The organism is Moorella sp. E306M (assembly GCF_006538385.1).
Classification (GTDB): domain Bacteria; phylum Bacillota; class DSM-521; order Neomoorellales; family Neomoorellaceae; genus Neomoorella.
On sequence record NZ_BJKO01000001.1, the window covers coordinates 1,672,526 to 1,697,029 of the forward strand.

The 24,504-nt window shown below is 59.9% G+C and carries 24 protein-coding genes and 1 riboswitch; of the genes, 23 read left to right on the forward strand and 1 reads right to left on the reverse strand.

Annotated features, from left to right (window positions below; all coding sequences use genetic code 11):
- The first annotated feature begins 173 nt into the window (after window positions 1-173).
- Window positions 174-276: riboswitch (purine riboswitch) on the forward strand.
- A 228-nt stretch (window positions 277-504) separates the two neighbouring features.
- The 11 genes from purE to purD all read left to right on the forward strand — a co-directional run bounded on the left by purE (window position 505) and on the right by purD (window position 12,637).
- Complete coding sequence (purE, locus tag FLZ89_RS08800) at window positions 505-1,029, forward strand: 5-(carboxyamino)imidazole ribonucleotide mutase (protein WP_141304801.1); 525 nt, start codon at window positions 505-507, stop codon at window positions 1,027-1,029.
- Window positions 1,026-2,321 (forward strand): adenylosuccinate lyase, encoded by a 1,296-nt coding sequence (gene purB, locus FLZ89_RS08805; protein ID WP_141304802.1) that lies wholly within the window; start codon window positions 1,026-1,028, stop codon window positions 2,319-2,321. The genes purE and purB overlap by 4 nt, the downstream gene beginning before the upstream one ends.
- A gap of 12 nt (window positions 2,322-2,333) precedes the next feature.
- Entirely contained in the window at window positions 2,334-3,050 is a 717-nt protein-coding gene (gene purC, locus FLZ89_RS08810; protein WP_141262878.1) for a phosphoribosylaminoimidazolesuccinocarboxamide synthase, read from the forward strand.
- 18 nt (window positions 3,051-3,068) lie between these two features.
- Window positions 3,069-3,338: a phosphoribosylformylglycinamidine synthase subunit PurS gene (purS, locus tag FLZ89_RS08815; protein WP_141262877.1), complete on the forward strand. Its 270-nt coding sequence runs from the start codon at window positions 3,069-3,071 to the stop codon at window positions 3,336-3,338.
- Window positions 3,339-3,393: 55 nt separating this feature from the next.
- A complete protein-coding gene (purQ, locus tag FLZ89_RS08820) occupies window positions 3,394-4,104 on the forward strand; it encodes a phosphoribosylformylglycinamidine synthase subunit PurQ (protein ID WP_141304803.1) in 711 nt (236 codons plus the stop codon).
- Window positions 4,094-6,295, forward strand: coding sequence for a phosphoribosylformylglycinamidine synthase subunit PurL (gene purL / locus FLZ89_RS08825; protein WP_141304804.1), 2,202 nt, complete (start codon window positions 4,094-4,096; stop codon window positions 6,293-6,295). The genes purQ and purL overlap by 11 nt, the downstream gene beginning before the upstream one ends.
- Window positions 6,259-7,716, forward strand: a complete 1,458-nt coding sequence (gene purF / locus FLZ89_RS08830) for an amidophosphoribosyltransferase (protein WP_141304805.1) — start codon at window positions 6,259-6,261, stop codon at window positions 7,714-7,716. Before purL ends, purF begins: the two co-directional genes overlap by 37 nt.
- A 327-nt stretch (window positions 7,717-8,043) precedes the next feature.
- Window positions 8,044-9,096, forward strand: coding sequence for a phosphoribosylformylglycinamidine cyclo-ligase (purM, locus tag FLZ89_RS08835; RefSeq protein WP_141304806.1), 1,053 nt, complete (start codon window positions 8,044-8,046; stop codon window positions 9,094-9,096).
- A 54-nt stretch (window positions 9,097-9,150) separates the two neighbouring features.
- The gene (purN, locus tag FLZ89_RS08840) at window positions 9,151-9,768 is read left to right on the forward strand and encodes a phosphoribosylglycinamide formyltransferase (RefSeq protein WP_141262872.1); all 618 of its coding nucleotides are present in this window, start codon (window positions 9,151-9,153) and stop codon (window positions 9,766-9,768) included.
- 55 nt (window positions 9,769-9,823) lie between these two features.
- Window positions 9,824-11,365: a bifunctional phosphoribosylaminoimidazolecarboxamide formyltransferase/IMP cyclohydrolase gene (gene purH / locus FLZ89_RS08845; protein ID WP_141262871.1), complete on the forward strand. Its 1,542-nt coding sequence runs from the start codon at window positions 9,824-9,826 to the stop codon at window positions 11,363-11,365.
- A gap of 15 nt (window positions 11,366-11,380) precedes the next feature.
- On the forward strand, window positions 11,381-12,637 hold the full coding sequence (gene purD, locus FLZ89_RS08850) for a phosphoribosylamine--glycine ligase (protein WP_141262870.1): 1,257 nt from the start codon (window positions 11,381-11,383) through the stop codon (window positions 12,635-12,637).
- A gap of 86 nt (window positions 12,638-12,723) precedes the next feature.
- Here purD and wrbA read toward each other — a convergent pair whose 3' ends face one another.
- Window positions 12,724-13,344 carry an NAD(P)H:quinone oxidoreductase gene (gene wrbA, locus FLZ89_RS08855; protein ID WP_216363866.1) on the reverse strand — a complete coding sequence of 207 codons (621 nt, stop codon included), beginning with the start codon at window positions 13,342-13,344 and terminating at the stop codon, window positions 12,724-12,726.
- Between the two features lie 210 nt (window positions 13,345-13,554).
- Between wrbA and FLZ89_RS08860 the strand changes: the two genes are divergently transcribed.
- From FLZ89_RS08860 to hisF, 12 genes are all read left to right on the forward strand, one after another.
- The gene (locus FLZ89_RS08860) at window positions 13,555-15,216 is read left to right on the forward strand and encodes a spore germination protein (RefSeq protein ID WP_141262868.1); all 1,662 of its coding nucleotides are present in this window, start codon (window positions 13,555-13,557) and stop codon (window positions 15,214-15,216) included.
- Between the two features lie 2 nt (window positions 15,217-15,218).
- Window positions 15,219-16,316 carry a GerAB/ArcD/ProY family transporter gene (locus FLZ89_RS08865; RefSeq protein WP_141304807.1) on the forward strand — a complete coding sequence of 366 codons (1,098 nt, stop codon included), beginning with the start codon at window positions 15,219-15,221 and terminating at the stop codon, window positions 16,314-16,316.
- Window positions 16,313-17,740 (forward strand): Ger(x)C family spore germination protein, encoded by a 1,428-nt coding sequence (locus FLZ89_RS08870; RefSeq protein ID WP_141304808.1) that lies wholly within the window; start codon window positions 16,313-16,315, stop codon window positions 17,738-17,740. Before FLZ89_RS08865 ends, FLZ89_RS08870 begins: the two co-directional genes overlap by 4 nt.
- 10 nt (window positions 17,741-17,750) lie before the next feature.
- Entirely contained in the window at window positions 17,751-17,978 is a 228-nt protein-coding gene (locus FLZ89_RS08875) for a hypothetical protein (protein ID WP_141262865.1), read from the forward strand.
- Window positions 17,979-18,090: 112 nt separating this feature from the next.
- The gene (locus FLZ89_RS08880) at window positions 18,091-18,387 is read left to right on the forward strand and encodes a YerC/YecD family TrpR-related protein (RefSeq protein WP_141262864.1); all 297 of its coding nucleotides are present in this window, start codon (window positions 18,091-18,093) and stop codon (window positions 18,385-18,387) included.
- 149 nt (window positions 18,388-18,536) lie between these two features.
- Window positions 18,537-19,703 (forward strand): ATP phosphoribosyltransferase regulatory subunit, encoded by a 1,167-nt coding sequence (gene hisZ, locus FLZ89_RS08885; protein ID WP_141304809.1) that lies wholly within the window; start codon window positions 18,537-18,539, stop codon window positions 19,701-19,703.
- 26 nt (window positions 19,704-19,729) lie between these two features.
- A complete protein-coding gene (hisG, locus tag FLZ89_RS08890; RefSeq protein ID WP_141304810.1) occupies window positions 19,730-20,416 on the forward strand; it encodes an ATP phosphoribosyltransferase in 687 nt (228 codons plus the stop codon).
- A gap of 10 nt (window positions 20,417-20,426) precedes the next feature.
- Window positions 20,427-21,689 (forward strand): histidinol dehydrogenase, encoded by a 1,263-nt coding sequence (gene hisD / locus FLZ89_RS08895; RefSeq protein WP_373995618.1) that lies wholly within the window; start codon window positions 20,427-20,429, stop codon window positions 21,687-21,689.
- Window positions 21,686-22,276 carry an imidazoleglycerol-phosphate dehydratase HisB gene (gene hisB / locus FLZ89_RS08900; RefSeq protein WP_141304812.1) on the forward strand — a complete coding sequence of 197 codons (591 nt, stop codon included), beginning with the start codon at window positions 21,686-21,688 and terminating at the stop codon, window positions 22,274-22,276. The genes hisD and hisB overlap by 4 nt, the downstream gene beginning before the upstream one ends.
- Window positions 22,277-22,328: 52 nt before the next feature.
- Window positions 22,329-22,961 (forward strand): imidazole glycerol phosphate synthase subunit HisH, encoded by a 633-nt coding sequence (gene hisH / locus FLZ89_RS08905; RefSeq protein WP_141262859.1) that lies wholly within the window; start codon window positions 22,329-22,331, stop codon window positions 22,959-22,961.
- Window positions 22,939-23,670, forward strand: coding sequence for a 1-(5-phosphoribosyl)-5-[(5-phosphoribosylamino)methylideneamino]imidazole-4-carboxamide isomerase (gene hisA / locus FLZ89_RS08910; RefSeq protein WP_141262858.1), 732 nt, complete (start codon window positions 22,939-22,941; stop codon window positions 23,668-23,670). Before hisH ends, hisA begins: the two co-directional genes overlap by 23 nt.
- A gap of 6 nt (window positions 23,671-23,676) precedes the next feature.
- Complete coding sequence (gene hisF / locus FLZ89_RS08915) at window positions 23,677-24,435, forward strand: imidazole glycerol phosphate synthase subunit HisF (protein WP_141262857.1); 759 nt, start codon at window positions 23,677-23,679, stop codon at window positions 24,433-24,435.
- Window positions 24,436-24,504 lie beyond the last annotated feature (69 nt).

Below are 24,504 nucleotides of genomic sequence, written 5' to 3' on the forward strand. Positions count from 1 at the left end.
AAGAATACTTTAAGCAAAATGCTGAAACGATTAAGTTTTGGTTTTAGGAATCGTAATCATTTCATCAAGAAAATTTTCCTGGGATGTTGCCCTCAAAATTTAATCCCACAACTATTGACATAGAGCCGAAAGCTTATTGACAGTTGTTACCCCATTTGTTATTATGGGGTCGAAAAGTAAATATGGTAACGGACTGTATAATTGGGGGAATAGGGCTCCCAAGTTTCTACCGGGCAACCGTAAATTGCCCTGGCTACAGCCTGAAAGTGTACCTCAGGGTTCCGCGCGAAGGTTATTTCGCGGCCAGGTCCGAGTGGTACAGGCACATTTTGTGCTACACCGGAGGGATAAAAACCCAGGCGGGTAGGTTTCAGTGTTGCGTGACCTACCCCGGCCTGGGTTCTTTAGTTTGCCGGCCGGCAAGAGGTATATTGGGCGGCAGCAAAAAGGATAAAGGGGGATGATAAAACAAATGCTAAAATATAAGGAAGGAGAAGAAATTTGATGAACATGGCACATGTTGGTATTGTCATGGGCAGTGACTCCGATTTGCCGGTTATGGCCCAGGCCGCAGGCTTCTTGGAGTGCTTCCAGATTCCTTATGAAGTAAGGATCCTATCCGCGCACCGCTCGCCCGATGCTGCCCTGGAATACGCCCGCAATGCAGCCGGCCGGGGGCTCAAAGTCCTCATCGCCGGCGCCGGCGGGGCAGCCCACCTGGCCGGTGTCCTGGCCGCCGTGACCACCCTGCCCGTCATTGGCGTTCCTATCAAGACGGCGGCCCTGGGCGGGGTGGACTCCCTCTACGCCATGGTACAGATGCCGAAAGGCATCCCGGTGGCTACTGTAGCCATAGACGGGGCGGCCAATGCCGCAATACTTGCGGCCCAGATTCTCGCCGTTCATGACCCGCAGCTAAAGGCGCGCCTGGCGGCCTATAAAGAAGAGCTGGCCCGGGAAGTGGCGGCCCGGGATGCTAAACTGGCGCAGCTGGGCATCGAGGGTTATTTACGGGAGGGGAAAAAATGATTGCACGCTACACCTTGCCGGAAATGGGGAAAATTTGGGAACAAGAACACAAATTCCGCACCTGGCTGGCTATTGAGATCTATGCTTGCGAAGCCTGGGCCGAGCTGGGCCGGATCCCGCCGGCCGCCCTGGAAGAGATCAAGGCCAAGGCCGATTTTGACATTGACCGGATCAATGAAATTGAAGCCACCACCCGCCATGACGTCCTGGCCTTTCTCACTGCCGTTGCGGAAAAGGTGGGTGACGCCTCCAAGTATATTCACCTGGGCATGACCTCCTCCGATGTCCTGGACACGGCCCTGGCGGTGCAGATGCGGGACGCCGCCGACCTGCTCCTCAGACGCCTGCAGGAACTGCGGGCCGAACTCGTCAAAAAGGCCCGGGAACATAAATACACCCTCATGATCGGCCGCACCCACGGTGTCCACGCCGAGCCCACCACCTTTGGCCTGAAAATGGCCCTCTGGGTCATGGAAGTAGACCGGCATATAACCAGGCTGGAACAAGCCAGGGAAATGATCAGTGTCGGCAAAATATCCGGCGCCGTCGGCACTTTTGCCAATATCAATCCCCGGGTGGAAGAGCACGTATGCCGTCGCCTGGGTCTTAAACCGGCCAGCGTTTCCACCCAGATCATCCAGCGCGACCGTCACGCCCAGTTCCTGGCCACCCTGGCTGTCATCGGCAGTTCCCTGGAGAAAATGGCTACAGAAATCCGCAACCTGCAGCGGACTGATATTTTAGAAGTTGAAGAGCCCTTTGCTCAAGGGCAGAAGGGTTCCTCGGCCATGCCCCACAAACGCAACCCCATCATGTGCGAGCGGGTGGCGGGCCTGGCCAGGGTGTTGCGGGGCAATGCCCTGGCGGCCATGGAAAATATCGCTCTCTGGCACGAGCGGGATCTCACCCATTCTTCCGTCGAGCGGGTGATTATTCCCGACAGCACCATTCTGCTGGACTACATGCTGGTCAAATTCACCGAGATTATAGCCGGCCTCAATGTCTACCCGGAGAATATGCGCCGGAATCTTGAAGCCACCCACGGCCTGGTCTTTTCCCAGCGGGTTCTCCTGGCCTTGGTGAACAAAGGCGTTTTGCGGGAGACAGCCTACGCCTGGGTGCAGCGCAATGCCATGCAGGCCTGGCAGACCCGCCAGCCCTTTAAAGAGCTGGTCTTAAAGGATCAGGATATTATGGCTCACCTGGACCGGAAGGAAATCGAGGCTTTATTTGATTACGACTACCACCTGCGCCACGTGGACTACATTTTCCGCCGCGCGGGATTGGAATAAGGGGGAATATCCATGCCTGCTAAAGGAGAGCTGCTCTATGAAGGTAAAGCCAAACGGGTCTACCGCACGGGTGACCCCGACCAGTACCTGGTAGAATTCAAGGACGACGCCACGGCCTTTGACGGCCTGAAAAAAGGCACCATTGCCCGCAAGGGCGAGATCAATGCCCGGCTGTCGGCTCTGTTTTTCCAGATGCTTTCCCGCCGGGGCATCCCCACTCATTTTATTGAACAGACAGGCCCCCGGGAGCTCCTGGTGCGGGCGGTAGATATCATCCCGGTGGAAGTTGTGGCCCGGAACATTGCCGCCGGTAGCCTGGCCAAACGCCTGGGCCTGGCGGAAGGGACACCCCTCAAGCGCCCGGTGCTGGAGTTTTACTATAAATCCGATGAACTCCATGACCCCATGATTAACAACTACCACATTGCCGCCCTGGAGCTGGCCACCGCAAGCCAGATTGAAGAAATGGAAAGCTGCGCCTGGAAGGTTAATGAGCTGCTGACGGAATTCTTGCAGCCGGCCGACCTGGTCCTGGTGGACTTCAAGCTGGAGTTTGGCCTTTTCCACGGCCAGGTCCTCCTGGCCGATGAGATTTCCCCCGACACCTGCCGCTTCTGGGACGGCACCAGCGGGGAAAAACTGGACAAGGACCGCTTCCGCCGCGACCTGGGCGGCGTTGAAGACGCCTATGAAGAAGTGTTAAGCCGGGTGGAGAGGCTGTTGCAATAAATATGGAGGACGATAGTTATGTTCCTGGCTAAAATTTACGTCACCTTAAAACCCGGCGTCCTCGACCCCCAGGGCGAGGCTGTCATGGGCGGCCTCAAAGCCATGGGGTATGAGGGGGTAACTGCGGTACGCGTCGGCAAGTACCTGGAAGTGCAGCTGGACCTGGACGACCGGCAGGAAGCCGGGCGGCAGGTGGAAGAGATGTGCCGGCGGCTCCTGGCCAACCCGGTGATCGAACAATACCGCTTTACCCTGGAAGAACCTGCCGGCGCCGGTGGCAAGGCTTGAGCGCGGCGCGGCGATCGGTGGGGTATAGTCCGGTAGATAAAATGGAGGAACAACCATGAAGTTCGGCGTTATCGTCTTTCCCGGCTCCAACTGCGACCAGGATGTTTACCACGCCCTGGGGTCCGTCCTGGGCCAGCCGGTGGACTACCTCTGGCACGGCGATACCGAAGTTGCCGGTTACGACTGCCTGGTGCTGCCCGGCGGCTTTTCCTACGGCGATTACCTCCGGGCCGGGGCCATCGCCCGCTTTGCCCCTATTATGCCGGCAGTCATTGACTTTGCCAGGTCCGGCGGCCTGGTGCTGGGCATCTGCAACGGCTTCCAGATCCTGTTGGAGGCCGGCCTCCTGCCGGGGGCCATGCGGCGCAATGACTGCCTCCAGTTTCGCTGCCAGTGGACCTATTTAAGGGTGGAAAATAACGCCACCCCCTTTACCAACCGCTTCCAGGAGGGCCAGGTCATCCGCATTCCCATTGCCCACGGTGAAGGCAACTATTATGCCGACGCCGCCACCCTGGCCGAACTTGAGGCCAACCGGCAGATTATTTTCCGCTACTGCAATCAGGACGGAGAAGTGACGCCGGCGGCCAATCCCAACGGTTCGGTGGGCAATATCGCCGGCATTGTTAACCGGGAGGGCAATATCCTGGGCATGATGCCCCACCCGGAACGTTGCGCCGAAAGCCTCCTGGGCGGTACCGACGGCCGGGAACTTTTTGCTTCCATAGTTGACTGGTGGCAGAGGGGGGAGCGCCTTGGAGCCTGAAGTTTACCGGCAGATGGGCCTCACGGACGAGGAATTTGCCCGGATTAAAGAAATCCTGGGTCGCGAGCCCAATCATGTGGAAGTGGGCATGTTTGCCGTCATGTGGTCGGAGCACTGCGGCTACAAGCACTCCCGGCCGGTGTTAAAGCTTTTTCCCACCAAAGCCCCCTGGGTCCTCCAGGGGCCGGGGGAAAACGCCGGCATTATCGACATCGGCGACGGCCAGGCGGTAGTTTTTAAAATCGAAAGCCACAACCACCCCTCGGCCATTGAGCCCTTCCAGGGAGCGGCCACCGGCGTGGGGGGTATCGTGCGCGATATCTTTGCCATGGGGGCACGGCCCATTGCGGTCCTTGACTCCCTGCGCTTCGGCCCCCCGGATGACCCGCGTACCCGCTACCTCATGGGCGGCGTAGTGGCCGGTATCGCCTTTTACGGCAACTGTCTGGGCCTGCCCACGGTGGCCGGGGAAGTATATTTTGATCCATCTTATGCCGGCAATCCTCTGGTCAACGCCATGGCCGTGGGCCTTATCGAGCAAAAAGACATCCGCCGCGGCCGGGCCGCCGGGGTGGGCAATGCCGTCATGCTGGTGGGCGCCCGTACCGGCCGCGACGGCATCCACGGCGCTACCTTTGCTTCTGAGGAGTTGACCCAGGCCTCCGAAGAACGCCGGCCTTCGGTCCAGGTAGGCGACCCCTTTCGGGAGAAACTTCTCATTGAAGCCTGCCTGGAAATAATTAAAGAAGATTTAATCATCGGCATGCAGGATATGGGCGCGGCCGGGATCACCAGCTCTTCCTGTGAAATGGCGTCCCGGGCCGGAACGGGAATGGAAATCGACGTCGCCCTGGTGCCCCGGCGGGAAGAGGGCATGACCCCCTATGAGGTGATGCTTTCGGAGTCCCAGGAACGCATGCTCCTGGTGCCCAAAAAAGGCGCGGAAGCAAGGATCCAGGCCATCTGCCGGCGCTGGGGCCTGGAGGCGGTGGTTATCGGCCGGGTGACGGACGACGGTATCATGCGCATTAAAGAGGGCGGCCGGGTGGTGGCCGAGGTGCCGGCCCGGGCCTTAACGGACCAGTGCCCTGTCTACGAGGTGGAACGGCGCCGGCCGGCTTACCTGGATAAATTGCAAAATATGGATCTCAGCCGCCTGCCGGAGCCGGAGGATTACGGGGAAACGCTTTTGCAGCTCCTGGCGGCGCCCAATATAGCCAGTAAAGAATGGGTTTACCGCCAGTACGACTACATGGTACGCACGGACACGGTGGCCGGACCCGGCGGCGATGCCGCTATCTTAAGGATTAAGGGAACCGGCAAGGGCCTGGCCCTGACGGTGGACGGCAACAGCCGCTACTGCTACCTGGACCCGGAAACGGGTGGGGCCATTGCCGTAGCTGAAGCAGCCCGCAATCTCTCCTGTGTAGGCGCCCGTCCCCTGGGCCTTACCGATTGCCTGAACTTCGGCAATCCCGAAAAGCCGGAAGTCGCCTGGCAGTTTTACCAGGCTGTTGTGGGTATGAGCCGGGCCTGCGAGGCTTTGCAGACGCCGGTTACTGGCGGCAACGTCAGTTTCTACAACGAAACAGAAGGCGAGGCCATCTATCCCACGCCGGTGGTGGGTATGGTGGGTCTCATCGCTGATATTGAAAAACGCTGCGCTTTAGCCTGGCACCGTGAGGATGATGTCCTCATCCTCCTGGGTGAAACCTGCCCGGAGATAGGCGGCAGCGAATACCTGGCCGTTGTCCACGGCCTGGTGGCCGGGCGGCCGCCGGGCCTTAACTTGGAACGGGAAGCCGCCGTCCAGGAAGTTGTGCGGCAGGCCATCGCCGCCGGGCTGGTGACGGCGGCCCACGATTGCGCCGAAGGGGGCCTGGCCGTGGCCCTGGCTGAAAGTGCCCTGGCCGGCGGGTTGGGCGCCGTGGTGGAACTGGTAAGCAGTCTCCGGCCGGACTACCTCCTCTTCAGCGAAAGCCAGTCGCGGGTGTTGCTGGCGGTCCCGCCGGCAGCCCAGGACAGGGTGCTGGCCATGGCCCGGGAGAAGGGCGTGCCGGCGGCGGTCATCGGCCGTACTACCGGCCGGGCCCTGGCGGTAAGGGTAAACGGCAGGACGGTGTTTAATCTCAGCCTGGGGGAGATGGAGAAGCAATGGCGGGAGAGCATACCTGCTTTGATGGCCCGGTGAGGGAAAGGGAGTTATCCTGGGACCGGTCGCCCTGGCATGAAGAGTGCGGCATCTTCGGCATCTATGCCCCGGGCAAGGATGTGGCCCGCCTGGCCTATTACGGCCTCTTCGCCCTGCAGCACCGGGGCCAGGAGAGCGCCGGGATTGCCGTGGCCGACGGTCGCCATATTGCCGTCCACAAGGGCATGGGGCTGGTGGCGGAGGTTTTTAACCAGGACAACCTCCGGGCTTTAAAGGGTAGCGTAGCCATCGGCCATGTGCGCTATTCTACTACCGGGGCGAGTTCCCTGGTCAATGCCCAGCCCCTGGTTTTCCGCTACCTCAGGGGTATGGTGGCCATTGCTCATAACGGGAACCTGACCAATGCCAACCGGCTTAGGCGGGAGCTGGGAGCCAGGGGCTCCATCTTCCAGTCTTCCACCGACAGCGAAGTCATTGTCAATCTTATCGCCCGCTACAGCCAGGAGCCCATTGAGGCGGCCCTGCGTCGCTGCCAGGACGAGCTGGAGGGCGCCTATTCCCTGGTGGTGATGACCGAGGAAAAGCTCATCGGCGTCCGCGATCCCTTTGGCGTCCGGCCCCTGTGCCTGGGGAAAATGGGGGAGGCCTGGGTGCTGGCCTCCGAGTCCTGCGCCCTGGATACCGTGGGCGCCGCTTTTTGCCGTGACATTGAGCCCGGGGAAATTGTCGTCATCGACAGCCAGGGGGTGCACTCCATTCAGGGACGGCGGGCGCCCCACAGCGCCCACTGCATCTTTGAATACGTCTACTTTGCCCGGCCCGACAGCATCCTGGACGGCGAGACCGTCAACCTGGTGCGGCGGGAGCTGGGCCGCAATCTGGCCCGGGAATACCAGGTGGCGGCCGATGTGGTGATCCCGGTGCCGGATTCCGGCATTGCCGCCGCTGCCGGTTACGCCGAGGCGGCGGGTTTACCCTTTATCGAAGGGTTGATGAAAAACCGCTATGTGGGCCGGACCTTCATCCAGCCCACCCAGGAGATGCGCGACCTGGGCGTGCGCTTGAAACTCAATCCCATCAAGTCAATTCTGAAAGATAAACGGGTTATTATCATCGATGATTCCATTGTCCGGGGAACTACCAGCCGGCGGATTGTGGAGATGCTGCGCCAGGCCGGGGTGCGGGAGGTCCACCTGCTGGTGGCCTCGCCGCCGGTTTTGCACCCCTGTTACTATGGCATTGATACCAGCGCCCGGGGCGAGCTCATTGCCGCCCGGTATTCCCTGGAGGACATCCGCCGCCATGTCGGAGCCGACAGCCTCTATTACCTGAGCCTGGAAGGGCTGTTCCGTTCCGTAACCCGCGGGGCCGAAAATTTCTGCGCCGCCTGCTTTTCCGGCCGCTATCCCATCCCCATCCCCTCCACGGAGGAGGCGTCCAAGTACAGCCTGGAGGGGTAGGGGTAAAGGTTTAACAGGCTGGCTTTTGTTTTGCCTGAGGAGCCGCTGGTGGCGGCACGCCGCCACCAGCGAGGGTATGAAAATGCCTGGTTGGCATTTGTCGGAAGCGAGTGACTTGGCCCGAGTGGTGAAGCGGCCCAGGCGAAGCTGAGGAGCGAGGGCGGGGCCGAGGACAGGATGTCCGAGGCCGGCCTCTGAGGCAAGGATGCCGAATAGGCCGGGAACCCCGCCCGAGCCCGAAGCTGAGCCGTAGGCCGCTCCACAAGGGCCAGGGAGCGAGCGAGACAATGCCAACCTGCGATAGAGTTATTTTCGGAGGGGAACATTATGGTAGCTGGCGAAGGCCTGACCTATGCTGCCGCCGGGGTGGACATAACCGCCGGCAACCGCGCCGTAGAGTTGATGCAGGAGCATGTCCGCCGGACCTTCCGGCCGGGGGTCCTGGGGGACCTGGGCGGTTTCGGCGGCCTTTTTGCCCTGGAACCGGGCCGTTACCGGCAGCCGGTGCTAGTGGCGGGCACGGACGGGGTAGGGACGAAGCTGAAGATAGCCTTCCTCATGGACCGCCACGATACCATCGGCATCGACGCCGTGGCCATGTGCGTCAACGATATCCTGGTTCATGGGGCCGAGCCCCTCTTCTTCCTGGACTACCTGGCGGTAGGGAAAATGGTGCCGGAAAAAGTGGCCCAAATCGTCGCCGGGGTGGCCGAAGGCTGCCGCCGGGCCGGCTGCGCCCTGATCGGGGGCGAGACGGCCGAGATGCCCGGCTTTTACCCTGAGGATGAATACGACCTGGCCGGTTTCGCCGTCGGCGTCGTGGAACGGGAGGAGCTCCTGGACGGCAGCCGCATCCGGCCCGGCCAGGTGGTCCTGGGCCTGGCCTCAAGCGGCCTGCACTCCAACGGCTTTTCCCTGGCCCGCCGGGTTTTGCTGGCGGAAGCCGGTTACACCCTGGACCGGCAGCTGCCGGAACTGGGCCGGGCCCTGGGGGAAGAATTGCTGGAGCCGACCCGTATATATGTAGCCTCTCTGTTGCCATTAATAAAAGAGGGATTAATCAAGGGCCTGGCCCACATCACCGGCGGCGGCCTGGTGGAAAACCCGCCCCGCATCCTGCCGAAGGACGTAAACATGCGCCTGGACCGGCGCAGCTGGCCGGTACCGCCCGTTTTCCGCCTCATCCAGGAGAACGGCAAAGTGCCGGAACCGGAGATGTACCGCACCTTCAATATGGGCCTGGGTATGCTGGCGGTGGTTGCGGCCGGTGACGTTGACAGGGTAAAAGCGCGCTTAGAGGCCGCCGGGGGAGAGGTTTTTGTGGTTGGTGAAATAATACCCGGCCGGGGAGCAGTAGAGTTCGTGCCGGAGCTAAAATAAAAAAGTAAACGGCTGGCTTTTGCTATGAGAAAGTCTAGTTTCGGGGGAGAGAGAATGGTTGCAGCACCTTTACCGATAGGCATCCTGGTTTCCGGCCGGGGCAGCAACATGGAGGCCATTGCCGACGCTATAGCTGCCGGCCGCATCCCCGCCCGCATCCAGGTGGTCATCAGCGACCGCCCGGAAGCCCGTGCCCTGGAACTGGCCCGGCAGCGGGGGCTCAAGGCCTGTTGCCTCGTACCCCGGGAATACCCATCCCGCCAGGCCTATGACCGGGCCCTGGCGGCGGTCTTGAAAAAAGAGGGGGTAAAGCTGGTAGTCCTGGCCGGCTTTATGCGGCTCCTCAGCCAGGATTTTCTCGATCAGTTTCCGGGGGCGGTAATCAACATCCACCCGGCCCTGCTGCCGGCCTTTCCCGGCCTCAACGCCCAGCGCCAGGCCTGGGAATACGGTGTCAAGTTTTCCGGCTGCACCGTCCACTTTGTTGACGCCGGCACCGATACGGGCCCCATCATCGCCCAGGCGGTGGTACCGGTAAAGGACGACGACACCCCGGAAACCCTGGCGGCCCGCATCCTGGTGGAAGAACACCGCCTTTACCCCGAGGTTATCAAATGGCTGGCCGAAGGCAGGGTAGAACTCCACGGCCGGCGGGTCGCAGTGAAAATTTGAAGGAGCCGCTCATGGCGGCAAGTCGAGTTATTTTCATAGGAGGCGAGCTATACATATGCCGAAAAGGGCGCTTCTTAGTGTTTCCGACAAGACCGGCCTGGTGGATCTGGCCCGGGGGCTGGTAGAGCTGGGATGGGAGCTTATCTCTACCGGCGGTACCGCCCGCACCTTGACCGCAGCCGGTTTGCCCGTTACCGAAGTCGCAGCCGTTACCGGTTTTCCTGAGATCCTTGACGGCCGTGTCAAAACCCTCCACCCTAAAATCCATGGGGGTATCCTGGCCCGGCCGACGCCGGAACACCTGGATCAGCTCCAGGAGCAGGGCATTCAGCCCATTGACCTGGTGGTGGTCAACCTCTACCCCTTCCGGGAAACCATTGCCCGGCCAGGGGTAACGCCGGAAGAGGCCATTGAAAACATCGACATCGGCGGCCCAACGATGGTCCGGGCAGCAGCCAAGAATCACGAGAGAGTGGCGGTGGTCGTTGACCCGGCCAGCTACAGCGAGGTGCTGGCCGAACTGCGGGAGAAGGGGAATTTAAGCACGGCCACCCGGCGGCGCCTGGCGGCGGCGGCCTTCGCCCACACGGCTGCTTACGATGCGGCCATTGCCGCCTATTTCCAGCGCCTTATCCGCAATGAAGAGCCTTTTCCTGTTCACTTTATCCTCAGCGGCGAGAAGGTCCAGGACCTTCGTTATGGTGAGAATCCTCACCAGCAGGCCGCTTTTTATCGTTTGCCCGCCGTATCCCCCGGCAGCCTGGCCGGGGCGCGGCAGCTCCAGGGCAAGGAGCTTTCTTACAACAACCTCATGGACCTGGACGCTGCCTGGAACCTGGCCTCTGACTTTAAAGAGCCGGTAGCGGCTATCATCAAGCACACCAATCCCTGCGGCGTGGCCCGGGCTACAACTCCATCCCAGGCCTACCGCCTGGCCTACGCGGCCGATCCTGTTTCCGCCTTTGGCGGCATCGTCGCCCTGAACCGGACGGTGGATGCCGCTACAGCCAGGGAAATGACGGAGATATTCCTGGAAGCTGTCATCGCCCCTGATTTTACCCCGGAAGCCCTGGAGATTCTTAAAAGCAAACCCAACCTGCGCTTGCTTGCTGCAGACGAGAGGGCTGCCTACCGCGTCCAGGAATACCAGGTAAGGCCCGTCAGCGGCGGCTTCCTGGTCCAGGAGCCGGATTACCATGTCCTCGACCCCGAGCACCTCAAGGTGGTAACGGCCCGTAAACCCGAAGCAAGGGAGATGGAGGATTTACTCTTTGCCTGGCAGGTGGTGAAGCACGTCAAGTCCAACGCCATTGTGGTGGCTAAGGACGGCGTTACTTTGGGCATTGGTGCCGGCCAGATGAACCGGGTCGGCGCGGCGCACATCGCCCTGGAGCAGGCCGGGGCCCGGGCGAAAGGGGCTGTCCTGGCTTCTGATGCCTTCTTCCCCTTCAGCGACACAGTGGAACTGGCAGCTAAGGCCGGGATTACAGCCATCATCCAGCCCGGCGGCTCCGTCCGCGACGAAGAGTCCATCAAAGCAGCCGATGCCGCTAGTATAGCCATGGTGTTTACCGGCATCCGCCATTTCCGGCATTAAAGGAGGTACTATTAAATGCGCATCCTGGTAGTCGGCGGCGGCGGGCGGGAACACGCCCTGGTGTGGAAGATTGCCCGGTGTCCCCGGGTTACAGAAATCTATTGCGCGCCGGGTAATGCCGGCATTGCCGGATTGGCTAATTGTGTGCCCATTGCCGCCGATGATATTGAGGGTCTCTTGGCCTTTGCCCGCCAGGCAGGCATCGATCTTACCGTCGTGGGCCCCGAAGCACCCCTGGTGGCCGGCATTGTCGATGCCTTCCAGGCCGCAGGGTTACCTGTTTTTGGCCCCTCCCGGGCGGCGGCCCGGCTGGAAGGGAGCAAGATTTTTGCCAAAGAGTTAATGCAGGCGGCGGGCATCCCTACGGCCCGCCATACCGCCTTTATGGAGGCCGGGGCAGCCCTGGCCTACCTGGAGGAACATCCCGGCCCGGTGGTCGTCAAGGCCGACGGCCTGGCCGCCGGCAAGGGAGTGGTGGTGGCTCCGGACACGGCCACGGCCAGGGAAGCGGTAACGGCCATGTTCGGCGGCCGGTTTGGCCCTGCCGGGCAGCGGGTGATTATTGAAGAGCACCTGGAAGGCGAAGAGGTCAGCATCCTGGCCCTCTGCGACGGGGAAACAGTGATCCCCCTCTTGCCTTCCCAGGACCACAAGCGGGTGGGGGAAGGAGATACCGGCCCCAATACCGGCGGCATGGGCGCCTACGCCCCTGTCCCCTTTTACACTCCGGAAATAGCCGGGGAGGTAGAAGAAAAGATACTCCGGCCTACAGTCCGGGCTATGGCCGCGGCCGGCTGCCCCTACCGCGGCGTCCTCTACGCCGGGCTGATGCTCACCCGCGAGGGGCCTAAAGTCCTGGAATTTAACTGTCGTTTTGGCGATCCGGAAACCCAGCCCTTGATGCTGCTTTTACAGAGCGACCTGGTGGAACTGATGCTGGCTACCATAAACGGTGAGCTGGCCGGAACAAAGATTGACTGGTGCCCGGGGGCGGCAGCCGGGGTGGTCCTGGCGGCCGGCGGTTATCCCGGACCTTATGCCAGGGGTGAAGTCATTACGGGGCTGGAGGCAGTGCCGCCTGGAGTGGAGGTTTTCCACGCCGGTACGGCTCTGGTGGACGGTCAGGTAGTAACTGCCGGGGGACGGGTATTATGTGTTACTGCTCGAGGTGAAAATTTACAGGCCGCCCTGGACCGCGTTTATGCCGGTATAAAGGCCATCAATTTTGCGGGCATGCACTACCGCCGCGATATTGGTTACCGGGCCCTGTAAATCGCTATAAAATAAGCACCCGGCAATTGATTTGCCGGGCTTATTGCATTTTATCCGGATATTCGCCTGCATGGTGCGAAGAATGACTACCCCTTTAGCTTCTGAGCCACCGTGGCAATACGTTTACCCAGGGAACGGGCGATGACCTGGTCCTGGTCCGTGGGCGGCTGGTCATGGTTGGGACCGGAGGTGGCGGAAGCTCCGTAGGGAGTTCCGGCGTTGACCAGGCTAAAATCTTCATAGGTCCGGCCGACGATAATCATGCCGTGATGGAGCAGGGGCAGGAGCATGGAAATAAGAGTAGCTTCGTTACCCCCGTGAATGCTACCCGAGGTACAGAAGACACCCCCAACTTTACCGGCCAGTTGACCTTTACCCCATAAAGGAACAGTAGCATCGATAAATTGTTTTAACTGGGCCGCGGCATTACCAAAGTGGCTGGGGCTGCCGAAGATTACCCCATCGACATCCTGGAGGTCTTCCAGGGTGGCTATGGAAATGTCCTTCATTTCCTCCTGGGCCTTTTGATAAGCCGCCGATTTCTCAAGCTGCTGCAGGGTTTCCCGCGGCATGGTTTCCGGGACCCGCTTCAAGATGGCAGTGCAGCCGGGTATTTCTGTAACCCCGGCCCCTACAGCCCGGGCAAGTTTAGCCGTATTACCGTAGAGGCTGTAGAAAACCACCAAAATCTTTGTCTCACCGGCCAAAAAAATCAACTCCCCATCAAAACACATTGTCCTTACAGTCAGTGTGAGCCAAAACTGGCGCTTTTAGTCATTTTTAAACAGGCCAATTTCAAACCGCATATCTCTAGCTGCCCAATCGAGATGCGGCGACTTATGCATAATGTTTCCTCCCCCGGTAAAAGCTATCCAGTGCTGGTATTAACCGGCTTCCACTTAAAGGAGGGAGGAACTTTGCCCGGTCCTTACCGCAAGCCCTTAAGGGCGGCTCTTTTCCGCCGCCGGCAGCCTTCAGGAAAGCAGGATAACAAGGGTCATTCCAAGGGTAGTAAGGCTCAAAAGGCACCTTACCCGCCCCTGGAGGAATACCAGCTCACTGCCGAACTGAAGCTCAACCTGGAACAGCTGCAGAGAATCTTTGCCAAATGCAGCGATGTCGTCAACCGCGATTTTTACCTCGGCCAGGCTATTAAAGCAGCCCTTTTTTATATCGACGGCCTGGCCGACAAAAAGCTCATTGAAGATACCCTGATGCGCACCCTGCAGCAGGCACCTCCGCAGCTGGCCCGGGACCTGGCAGACAAAACCCGGGACCTGGCCGCGGTTATGGAAACCGTCATGCCCATGACGGATGTGGCCGTAGTTGATAACATGGGGGCCGTGGTTAAACACGTCCTGGACGGGGATACGGTCCTGCTCCTGGATGGGTATAATAAAGGCCTGGCCTTAAGCACCCGTTCCTGGGAACACCGTGCTATTGATGATCCCATTACCGAGAGCGTGGTCCGGGGCCCACGGGAAAGCTTCATTGAGAGCTTACGCACTAATACCGCCCTCCTCCGGCGCAGGTTGAAAACTCCGTCCCTCAAAATGGAACTTGTTTGCCTGGGCCGCTATACCATGACTAATATTGTCATCACCTATATAGAAGACCTGGCCGACCCGGCGGTAGTCCGGGAAGTGCGCCAGCGGCTGGAGCGGATTCAAATTGATGGTATCCTGGAAAGCGCCTACATTGAGGAACTTATAGAAGATAACCCTACTTCCCCCTTTCCCCAGATCGACCATACGGAACGGCCGGACAAGGTGGTGGCCGCCCTGCTGGAAGGCCGGGTGGGCATCCTGGTGGATAATACTCCCTTTGCCCTCATCGTACCGACCCTTTTTATCCAGTTTATCCAGTCCAGTGAAGACTACTATGAACGCTATTACCTTTCCAGTTTCCTGCGGCTGGGTCGTTTTATCGCCCTGAATGTAGCCCTGCTCCTGCCGGCTTTCTATGTAGCTGCCAGCACTTTTCATCAGGAAATGTTACCTACCAACCTCCTGATAAGGCTGGCCTCACAGCGGGAAGGCATACCTTTCCCGGCTGTAGTAGAAGCGTTGATCATGGAACTTAGTTTTGAACTCCTGCGGGAAGCCGGCGTGCGCCTGCCAAGGCAAGTTGGCCAGGCGGTAAGCATTGTTGGGGCTTTGGTTATTGGGGAAGCGGCTGTGAGCGCCGGCCTGGTGTCCCCAGCCATGGTAATTGTCGTAGCCCTGACGGGGATCAGCTCTTTTGCCCTCCCGTCCTTCGCCATGGCCATCACCCTGCGCCTCCTGCGTTTTATCATGCTCGTCCTGGCCGGCACCCTGGGCTTTTACGGTATTATGCTGGGGTTGCTGGCCATCTTGGTACATCTTAATACCTTACGTTCCTTCGGGGTACCCTACCTGGCGCCCGTCACCCCCTGGAATTTTAGCGATTTTAAAGACGTCCTGATCCGAACACCACGCTGGGCCATGAACTCCCGGCCCAGCCAGATCGGTTATCGCGATCCGGTGCGTCAGGGAGCCGGGCTAAAGCCCACCCCGCCAGCCAGCTCCAATCCCCCGCCGGAGGAGGGCCGGTCCTGAAGATGCGGGAAGAAGGCTATATCAGTCCCCGCCAGGCGGCGGTCATGCTGTGGTTTGCCATCCTGCCTACAGCCATCCTTTTTTTGCCGGCTTTGCTGGCTTTGCGGGCGCACCAGGACGCCTGGTTGTCGGTCATAGTGGCCACCCTGGCTGCCGCCGCAGTGGCGCTGGTTGTCTACCTGCTGGCCCAGCGTTTCCCCCACCATACCCTTTTCCAGTACTGCGAGCTGATTTTAGGCCCTGTGGCGGGTAAAATAGTAGCCTTTATCTTTGTCCTGGCCTTTTTCCTGCTGGATGCGGTAGTCATCCGGGAGTTCAGCGAGTTCCTGGTCACGGCGGTTATGCCGGAAACGCCGGCTTTATTCTTCAGCCTCAGTATCGTCGCCGTGGCCGTCTATGCCGCCCGCAACGGTCTGGAGGTCATCGCCAGGTGCACGGACTTTATCCTGCCTCTGATGGTGGCCTTTATTGCCATCGTCCTCCTTTTTGCCACTCCGGAAATGGCGCCCCGCAATCTCTTGCCCGTCCTGGAAAACGGCTTCCGGCCGGTTCTGGGGGGTGCCCTGGTGACCTGGAGATTTCTGGGCCAGATATTCATCCTGGCTACTTTCGGTGCCTTCGTTAACCCGCCTCGAGCCCTGAGAGCCAGCCTGGTCAGCGGGCTGCTGGGGATAGCCTTTTTCCTCAGCCTGGTGACTATGGGCACCATTCTTGTCTTCGGCTGCTGCGAAGCTGCCCGCCTGACCTTTGCCGCTTACGCCCTGGCGCGGGTGGTCTCTTTGGGTCAGTTTTTTGAGCGCATCGAAGCCCTGTTCCTGGCCATCTGGGTAGGGGGGGTATTTATCAAAATAACCCTTAACCTCTATGTAGTGGCCCTGGGCTTGGCCACCGTCACCGGGCTCAAGGAGTACCGACCCCTGGTTGCCCCCCTGGGGGCGTTAAATGTTGCCGTAGCGGCCCTCCTTTACCGGAACATCAGCGAGATCCGCCACGATCTCCTCATGGTAGAACCAGGGTGGACCCTGACCTGGCAGCTTATTTTACCCTTATTTTTGCTCATAATGGCCTGGCTTCGAGGTAAAAGGAGGACGGGGATATGAAGGCCCGGCTGCGTTTAACCCTGGCCCTTCTTTTACTGGCTCTTATGTTACCCGTGCTTGCGGGCTGCTGGAGCCGTCATGAGATTGAAGAGCTGGCCATTGTCATGGCCGTGGCTCTGGATGCCGCCCCAGGGGACCTGGTACGCCTGAGCGTTTATATAGTTATCCCCCGGGCCATAGCTGGCGGGCCGTCCATGGGTGGTGGTGGCGGTGGGGAACCGGATAAAGTAGGGGAAGTTATCAGCGCCACCGGCAGCGACTTTGCCCAGGCAACCCGGCGGCTGGAAAGTTTGGTGCCGCGGCGTCTTTTATGGGCCCAGAACCGGGTGTTGATTCTTGGTGAGGAGCTGGCCCGGCAGGGGCTTCATTACCTGGACCTCTTTACCCGCGAGCGCCAGATGCGGCTGACGACACCGGTATTGATTACCCGGGGCGAAGCCCGTAAAGTACTGGAAGTGCCGCCGGGCATTGAATTAATGCCCGGGACGATTTTAACCGGTATTTTGCGCAACCGAACCACCTTTAAAGTGGAACTAAAGGATCTTCTTGCCATGTGGGAGGCGCCGGGAGATAACCCCGCCCTGCCCCTGGTGGTAATGACGCCGACGCCGGAGCAGGAAAGCCGCGAGGCGAGAGGCGGTGATGATGATAAGGGCCAGAAGGGCGGTAACAAGGAGGAGGGGAAAAAGAACCAACCCGAGGCCGTAGCCATTAAAGGTGCCGGGGCTTTCCGCGATGACCGTTTGATCAGCTGGCTGGATGAAAGGGAGACCAACGGCCTTATGTGGCTGCGGGGGGAAGTAAGGGAGGGGGTTATTACCGTAACTTTGTCAATACCGACCGGGGGTAATTTCCCGGGGCAGGAGCAGGGGCAGAAAAGGGGTCAAACTATAACACCGGACCAGGGGCAGGGACAGCCTGCCGGGCCGGTAGAGGGGCAGGGGCAAAACCCTTCCCAGAATCAAGCCCGGGCCAGGAGCCAGGGACAGGCCTCGGTGATTTTTCACCGCGTTTCTACGGAGGTTAAACCCCGGGTTGAAGGCAGCCAGGTAACTTTTAACGTGGAAATCCGTGGCAACTGTGACTTAACGGAAGCTACAGTTAGCCTGAACCCCGACCGGCCGGAACATTTGCTGGCCATTCAGGAGGCTGTCAACAGGGCCGTAGAAGAGCGGGTCCTGGCTGCCGTGCGCAAGGCCCAGCAGGAAATCCGGGCGGACATCTTTGGTCTTGGCGAAACCCTGCACCGCAGCAACGTTCGCTACTGGCGCCAGGTCCAGGACCGCTGGAACGAAGAGTTTACCCGTGCTAAAATCCAGGTTAAGGTGGATTTGTATCTGAACCGGCTGGGAATGACCAACAGGACACCAGGTAAAACCCTGGATATTGGCGGCAAGGGCGCCACTCAGGGCAGTACCAGGTAGGAGTGATGAAATGCTTATTTTAATTATCCTGGCTTTCCTGGTCATCGCTTACCTGGATGCTCCGAAGCTCTGGGAGAAAAAGTACTGGCGGGAACTGACCGTCATGGGTATCGTCTGGTCCCTGGGTCTGGCCTTAAGCCTGGCCCTGGCTTTAAATTTACCTGTCCCCAACCCGGCAAAACTTTTAGCCCGGGTTTTTGGCCCGGTGACAGAGTGGCTGACCAGGTTGATTGGTTGAAGGAAAAACCAGGTGCATGGCGAAGTTTTTAATTATCGCATAGAAAGCTAAACTTGTTGACTTCTCACCTCTCACTTCCCACCTCTCACATGATATAGGGGGAGGGTATGCTATGGGCCGGGATAAGTTGCAGGACCCCCAGGTTGATGAACTGTTCCGCGCTATTTTAGCCCTGGAGAACCTGGATGAATGCTACCGCTTCTTTGAAGACCTGTGTACTACCGCTGAAATCAAGGCCATGGCCCAGCGCCTGGCCGTAGCCCGCTACTTACGCCAGGGGGTTACCTATGCGGCCATTGCCGCCGCTACAGGGGCCAGTACAGCCACCATCAGCCGGGTCAAGCGTTTTTTAAACTATGGCGCCGACGGCTACAACCTCATCCTGGATCGCCTGGATAAAAGGGAGTAATTTGACGCCATTGATAACCGGCTGGAGATAAAGAGGTTTAATCAGACTTGCCGGCCTCTGGACGTGGCTGGCGGTTTTTGTCAAGAGGTCGTTCCCTGTGCTATTATTACGTTAATACGTTAACATGATAAAGCAATGGAGTGAAGGTAGTGGCCGGCAACTGGAATAATCTCCAGGTACCGGCGGGGGTGCGGGACCTGCTGCCGGCAGAGGCAGCTGCCCTCAGGGAACTGGAGCAGGAACTGGTGGCTTTCTTTCAAAGTTGGGGTTACCAGGAAGTGCTGACCCCGACTTTTGAATTTGTGGAAACTTTTCAGGCCGGCTCTCCCGCTGGGGATGAAGGGAGCCTCTACAAATTTATCGACCGCGAGGGACGGGTTCTCGCCTTACGGCCGGAGATGACGGCCCCTATTGCCCGCCTGGTGGCTACATCGTTACGGCGTGAGGCCTTACCGTTACGCCTGTGTTACAGCGCCAGGGTATTTCGCTATGAAGAACCCCAGGCCGGGCGCCTGCGGGAATTTCACCAGGCCGGGGTGGAACTCATCGGTGCCGGGGGTGTGGCGGCCGATGGGGAGATTATTGCCCTGGCGGTAGAAACCTTGTTAAAGGCCGGCTTGAAGGACTTTCGTTTAGGCATTGGCCAGGTGGCCGTCACCAAGGGCGTACTCCAGGACCTGGACCTGCCCCGGGAGGCGGTGGCGAGGATTAAAGTAGCCCTGGCCGGCAAGGACCTGGTGGGGCTGGAGCGGCTTGTCGACGAGTATAGTCTTACGGGGTTGAAGAGGCGGCAGCTGGAACTCCTCGCCACTTTACATGGCGGTAAAGAGGCCCTGGAGGAAGCCCGGGCCAATTTTATCCAGACCGGAGCAGCCGCTGCCCTGGCCGGCCTGGAAGAAGTATGGCAGGCGCTGACAGCTTACGGGCTGGAAAAGTGGCTCTTCATTGACCTGGGTATTTTACGGGATTTTGATTATTACACCGGTATCGTTTTTGAAGGTTATGTACCGGGCCTGGGAGTACCCGTCTGCGGCGGCGGGCGCTACGATGGCCTGGTGGGCCAGTTTGGTTACCCCTGCCCAGCCACCGGCTTTGCCCTGGGACTGGAGCGGGTGCTCATGGCCCGGGGCGAAGGGCAGGGAGGCGGGCAGGGTGGTTACCTGGTGGCCGGCCGGGACCTGGCGGCTGTTTTGCGCCGGGCACGAGAATTGCGCCGGCCGGGGGTAATGGTAATTATAGATGGGGAAAGTCAAAACCGCCAGGAAGCAGCAGCCCGGGCCGCCGCCCGGGGGTTGGCCCTGGTTTGGGTGGATTAGCTTAAGATTTTCGGAGGAACTTTTAAATGGTCACCGACTTGCTGACGCTGGCCTTGCCCAAGGGCAAGCTGGGCGAAGACGCCTTGCAATTATTGCGTAAGGCCGGGCTCCCGGTAGATGGCGTGGCCACCGGAGCACGGCAGCTGGTCTTTGCTTTCCCTGCCGACCGGGTGCGTTATGTCATCTGCCGTCCCACGGACGTGCCGACCTATGTAGAACACGGGGCTGCCGATCTGGGGATTGTCGGCAAGGATACCCTGGCGGAGGCCGGGGCCGATGTCTTTGAGCTGGTGGACCTGGGTTTTGGTTATTGCCGTTTTGTCGTAGCCGCGCCTCGGCAGCGCTGGGAAGAAGCAGGCCGGTCCCTGGAAAACCTGCTGGCCGGTAGCCGCCGGGTGGCCACCAAGTTTCCCAGGGTAGCAGCAACCTTTTTCCAGGAGCGAGGCTTGCCGGTAGAAATAATCAAGCTCCATGGCAATATCGAGCTGGCCCCCCTGGTGGGACTGGCCGACCTGATTGTGGATATTGTATCTACCGGGCGAACCTTAAGGGAAAATGACCTGGTAGAAGTGGTCCCCATTTTTCCCTCCACCGCTCGTTTGATTGCCAACCGGGTTAGTTACCGGATCAATTACCAGCGCCTGCGGCCTGTAATAGAAGCCTTAAAGCGGGCGGCTGCTCAAGGGGGTGCCGGGATTGCTACCTGTTCTTGAGGGTGAAGAAGTGCGGCGCCGCTGGGCCGGCCGGCTGCTGGCCCAGATCGATGTAGCCGCGAGGGTACGGGATATTATTACCGCTGTCAGGGCGGAAGGCCAGGCAGCCGTAGAACGTTACACCCGCGAGCTGGATGGAGTTGATCTAAAAAAGGTCGGTTTTTGCGTGACGGCCGGGGAGATTAAGGCTGCTTATGAAGCCGTTACTCCTGAACTGCGGGAGGCCATTCAAAAGGCCCGGGATAATATTGCCGCCTACCACCGCCGTGAGCTGCGGGGTTCCTGGATGGAGGCGGATGCCAGCGGCACCATCCTGGGCCAGATCTGCCGTCCTTTAAAGCGGGTGGGCCTTTACGTACCCGGCGGTACGGCTGCTTATCCTTCGTCGGTATTAATGACCGCCGTACCGGCCCGGGTGGCCGGGGTTGAGGAAATAGCCCTGGCGACGCCACCGCGGCGGGACGGCACCCTGCCGCCCCTGCTCCTGGTGGCGGCAGCCGAGGCCGGGGTAAGGGAGATCTATAAAATGGGCGGGGCCCAGGCCGTGGCCGCCCTGGCCTACGGTACGGAAGCAGTGGCCCCGGTGGATAAGATTGCCGGCCCGGGAAATATTTATGTTACCCTGGCCAAGAAGGAAGTCTATGGGGCAGTTGATATAGATATGCTGGCGGGGCCCAGTGAAATCGTGGTCATTGCTGATGCATACGCCCGGCCGGACTGGGTGGCGGCCGACCTTCTCTCCCAGGCCGAGCACGACACCCTGGCCGGCGCGGTCCTGATCACGCCGGAAGCCGGCCTGGCCCGGGCGGTGGTAGAGGAAGTAGCCCGCCAGCTGGAGACCCTGCCCCGGCGGGAGATAGCCGCCCGTTCCCTGGCAAATTATGGTGCGGCCGTGGTAGTGCCCCATCTGGAGGCCGCCCTGGAGCTGGCCAATGCCCTGGCGCCAGAGCACCTGGAACTGTACGTGACCGAACCCTGGTCCTGGCTGGGCCGGGTGGAAAATGCCGGGGCGATTTTCCTGGGGCCTTACAGTTCCGAGCCCCTGGGGGACTACTGGGCCGGGCCCAGCCATGTTTTACCTACCGGCGGCACGGCCAGGTTTTATTCACCTTTAAGTGTCGCTACTTTTATGAAGAAAAGCAGCCTCATTGCCGCTGGTCCCGCCTACCTGAAGGCGGCCGGGAGTTTGATCCAGACCCTGGCCCGGGCCGAAGGCCTGGAGGGTCATGCCCGGGCCATTGAGCTGCGGCTGGAGGAAGGGGATAGAAAATGAGTCGCGAGGCCTTGATTGAGCGTCAGACCACAGAAACCAGCATTCGCGTTAAGCTCGACCTGGACGGCAGCGGCAAATGGCAGGGGAGCAGCGGTATCCCCTTTTTTGATCACCTGCTGGCCCAGCTGGCCCGCCATGGCCTCCTGGACCTGAAAATCTGGGCTGAGGGCGACCTGGAAGTTGACAATCACCATACTGTGGAAGATATCGGTATCTGCCTGGGAGAGGCCATCAAAAAGGCCCTGGGCGATAAAGCCGGGATTAATCGCTACGGCAGCGCCCTGGTACCCATGGATGAGGCCCTGGTCCAGGTGGCCCTGGACTTCAGCGGCCGGCCCTACCTTGCTTGTAACCTGGACCTGCCCCCGGGCCGGATCGGCAGCCTGGAGACAGAACTGCTGGAGGAATTCCTGCGGGCTTTTGTTAACCACAGCGGCCTGACCCTCCACGTGCAAAAGCTTGCCGGGCGCAACGGCCATCATGTCGCCGAGGCCCTCTTTAAAGCCCTGGGCCGGGCCATCAGGGAGGCCGCCAGCCGCGATCCCCGGGTAGAAGGTCCCCCTTCTACCAAGGGTAGCCTGGACTGATAAGGGTTAGACAATGCCAGCCTGTGACAAAGTTATTTGCGGAGGAACTAAAATGCGGCCGTTAGCTATTATCGATTACGGTATGGGCAATCTCTTGAGTGTTCAGAAAGCCCTGGCCAAACTAGGTTACCCGGCGGAGATAACCTCAGACCCGGAGGTAGTGCTTGCTGCTCCCGGTGTTATCCTGCCCGGCGTGGGAGCCTTTGCCGACGCCATGGCCAACTTGCAGGAGAGGGGCCTGGTGGAAGCCATCCGGAAAGTTGTGCGGCGGGGTGTACCCTTCCTGGGCATTTGCCTGGGGTTGCAGCTCCTCTTCAGCACCAGTGAAGAAGGGGGTCCGGTGGAAGGTCTAAACCTTTTACCGGGCGAAGTTAAACGCCTGCCGCCAGGGTTTAAGGTTCCCCACATGGGCTGGAACCAGGTGCAATTGCTAAAGCCCGGAGAGCTTTTCCAGGGTGTACCCACGGGCACGAACTTTTACTTTGTCCATTCGTATTATATTGACCCCGCCGATAAAACCATAGTTACCGGTACTACGGATTATGGTTTAACCTTTGCCGTAAGCATCCAGCGGGATAACCTCTTCGGGGTCCAGTTCCACCCGGAAAAAAGCAGCCGCTGGGGCCTGGAGGTTTTAAAAAACTTTGGGGAGCTGGTAAACCGTGTTGATTCTGCCTGCCATTGACCTGCGGGAAGGGCGCTGCGTGCGCCTTTACCAGGGGCGGCCGGAAGCCGAAACTATCTACTCCACCGACCCGGTGGCTGTGGCCAGGGGCTGGGTGGCCAGGGGCGCCCGCTGGCTCCATGTGGTGGACCTGGACGGGGCCTTCGCCGGCCGGCCGCGGAATATGGAGGTTATTGCGGCCATAATCAAAGAGGTGCACATCCCGGTCCAGGTGGGAGGTGGCATCCGCAACCTGGAAAGCCTTAAAGACCTGCTCGCTGCTGGGGCGGCCCGGGCCGTCCTGGGGACGGTAGCCATCACCAACCCGGAGATAGTTGCTGAGGCTGTTGTGCGCTTTGGTGACCAGGTGGCCGTCGGTATTGACAGCCGCGAAGGGATGGTAGCCGTGGAAGGCTGGGCGGCAACAGTGGAGGAAAGGGCCCTTGACTTTGCCGGCCGCATGGCTGCCCTGGGGGTAAAGCGGGCCATCTTTACTGATATCAGCCGCGACGGTACTCTCCAGGGACCCAATCTTGCCGCCACCAGGGAGGTTGCCAGGAGGAGCGGCCTGAAAGTCATTGCCTCCGGTGGTATTGCCAGCCTGGACGACGTCCGCGCCCTGCGGGGCCTGGAAAAGGAAGGCGTGGAAGGTGCCATCCTGGGACGGGCCCTTTACAACGGCAACTTTACCCTGGAAGAAGCCATGGCCGTGGCCGGGGAGGAGGATTGATTTAAGATGCTTACCCGGCGGATTATTCCCTGCCTGGACGTGGACCACGGGCGGGTAGTTAAGGGGACCAATTTTTTAAACTTAAGGGATGCCGGGGACCCGGTAGAGCTGGCAGCTGCCTATGACCGCGCCGGCGCCGATGAATTGGTCTTCCTGGATATCTCGGCCTCGGCCGAAGGACGGGAGATTATGGTCGACGTGGCCCGGCGTGTGGCTGAGGAGGTCTTTATCCCCTTTACCGTAGGAGGTGGCCTGCGCACGGTGGAAGATATTCGCCGCATGCTGGCCGCCGGGGCCGACAAGGTTTCCCTGAATACGGCCGCCGTGCTGGATCCCAGTCTCGTGGCCATGGCAGCCCGACGTTTCGGCAGCCAGTGCGTAGTGGTAGCCATCGATGCCCGCCGTACCGGCCCCGGTTCCTGGGAGGTTTATACCCACGGCGGCCGCCAGCCAACGGGAAAAGACGCCCTGGAGTGGGCCCGGCAGGTGGAGGAGCTAGGGGCCGGGGAGATCCTGCTCACCAGTATGGACTGCGACGGTACTTTAGAAGGCTACGACGTGGAACTGACGGCAGCCATAAGCACAGCTGTCAGCATCCCGGTAATCGCCTCCGGCGGCGTGGGGAAGCTAGAGCACCTGTATGAAGGCCTGACGGCAGGCCGGGCCGACGCCGTCCTGGCGGCCTCTATCTTTCACTTTGGCACCTATACTATAGGGGAAGCCAAGCGTTACCTGGCCGGGCGCGGCGTGCCCATACGTTTATAAGAGCAGGAAGACGCATGGCTCTTGAGTGTGCAGGCACATGCTCCTTTACGAAATATGCTATATGCGGAG

Excerpts from the sequence above, each read along its gene's own strand:
- FLZ89_RS08865 (WP_141304807.1), top strand. The coding sequence starts at position 15,219 with ATGCGGGAAGAAGGCTATATCAGTCCCCGCCAGGCGGCGGTCATGCTG.
- hisB (WP_141304812.1), top strand. The coding sequence starts at position 21,686 with ATGAGTCGCGAGGCCTTGATTGAGCGTCAGACCACAGAAACCAGCATT.
- purM (WP_141304806.1), top strand. The coding sequence starts at position 8,044 with ATGGTAGCTGGCGAAGGCCTGACCTATGCTGCCGCCGGGGTGGACATA.
- hisF (WP_141262857.1), top strand. The coding sequence starts at position 23,677 with ATGCTTACCCGGCGGATTATTCCCTGCCTGGACGTGGACCACGGGCGG.
- purB (WP_141304802.1), top strand. The coding sequence starts at position 1,026 with ATGATTGCACGCTACACCTTGCCGGAAATGGGGAAAATTTGGGAACAA.
- purF (WP_141304805.1), top strand. The coding sequence starts at position 6,259 with ATGGCGGGAGAGCATACCTGCTTTGATGGCCCGGTGAGGGAAAGGGAG.
- FLZ89_RS08870 (WP_141304808.1), top strand. The coding sequence starts at position 16,313 with ATGAAGGCCCGGCTGCGTTTAACCCTGGCCCTTCTTTTACTGGCTCTT.
- purE (WP_141304801.1), top strand. The coding sequence starts at position 505 with ATGAACATGGCACATGTTGGTATTGTCATGGGCAGTGACTCCGATTTG.
- FLZ89_RS08880 (WP_141262864.1), top strand. The coding sequence starts at position 18,091 with ATGGGCCGGGATAAGTTGCAGGACCCCCAGGTTGATGAACTGTTCCGC.
- purN (WP_141262872.1), top strand. The coding sequence starts at position 9,151 with ATGGTTGCAGCACCTTTACCGATAGGCATCCTGGTTTCCGGCCGGGGC.
- hisH (WP_141262859.1), top strand. The coding sequence starts at position 22,329 with ATGCGGCCGTTAGCTATTATCGATTACGGTATGGGCAATCTCTTGAGT.
- purQ (WP_141304803.1), top strand. The coding sequence starts at position 3,394 with ATGAAGTTCGGCGTTATCGTCTTTCCCGGCTCCAACTGCGACCAGGAT.
- FLZ89_RS08875 (WP_141262865.1), top strand. The coding sequence starts at position 17,751 with ATGCTTATTTTAATTATCCTGGCTTTCCTGGTCATCGCTTACCTGGAT.
- purD (WP_141262870.1), top strand. The coding sequence starts at position 11,381 with ATGCGCATCCTGGTAGTCGGCGGCGGCGGGCGGGAACACGCCCTGGTG.
- purS (WP_141262877.1), top strand. The coding sequence starts at position 3,069 with ATGTTCCTGGCTAAAATTTACGTCACCTTAAAACCCGGCGTCCTCGAC.
- hisG (WP_141304810.1), top strand. The coding sequence starts at position 19,730 with ATGGTCACCGACTTGCTGACGCTGGCCTTGCCCAAGGGCAAGCTGGGC.
- purC (WP_141262878.1), top strand. The coding sequence starts at position 2,334 with ATGCCTGCTAAAGGAGAGCTGCTCTATGAAGGTAAAGCCAAACGGGTC.
- purH (WP_141262871.1), top strand. The coding sequence starts at position 9,824 with ATGCCGAAAAGGGCGCTTCTTAGTGTTTCCGACAAGACCGGCCTGGTG.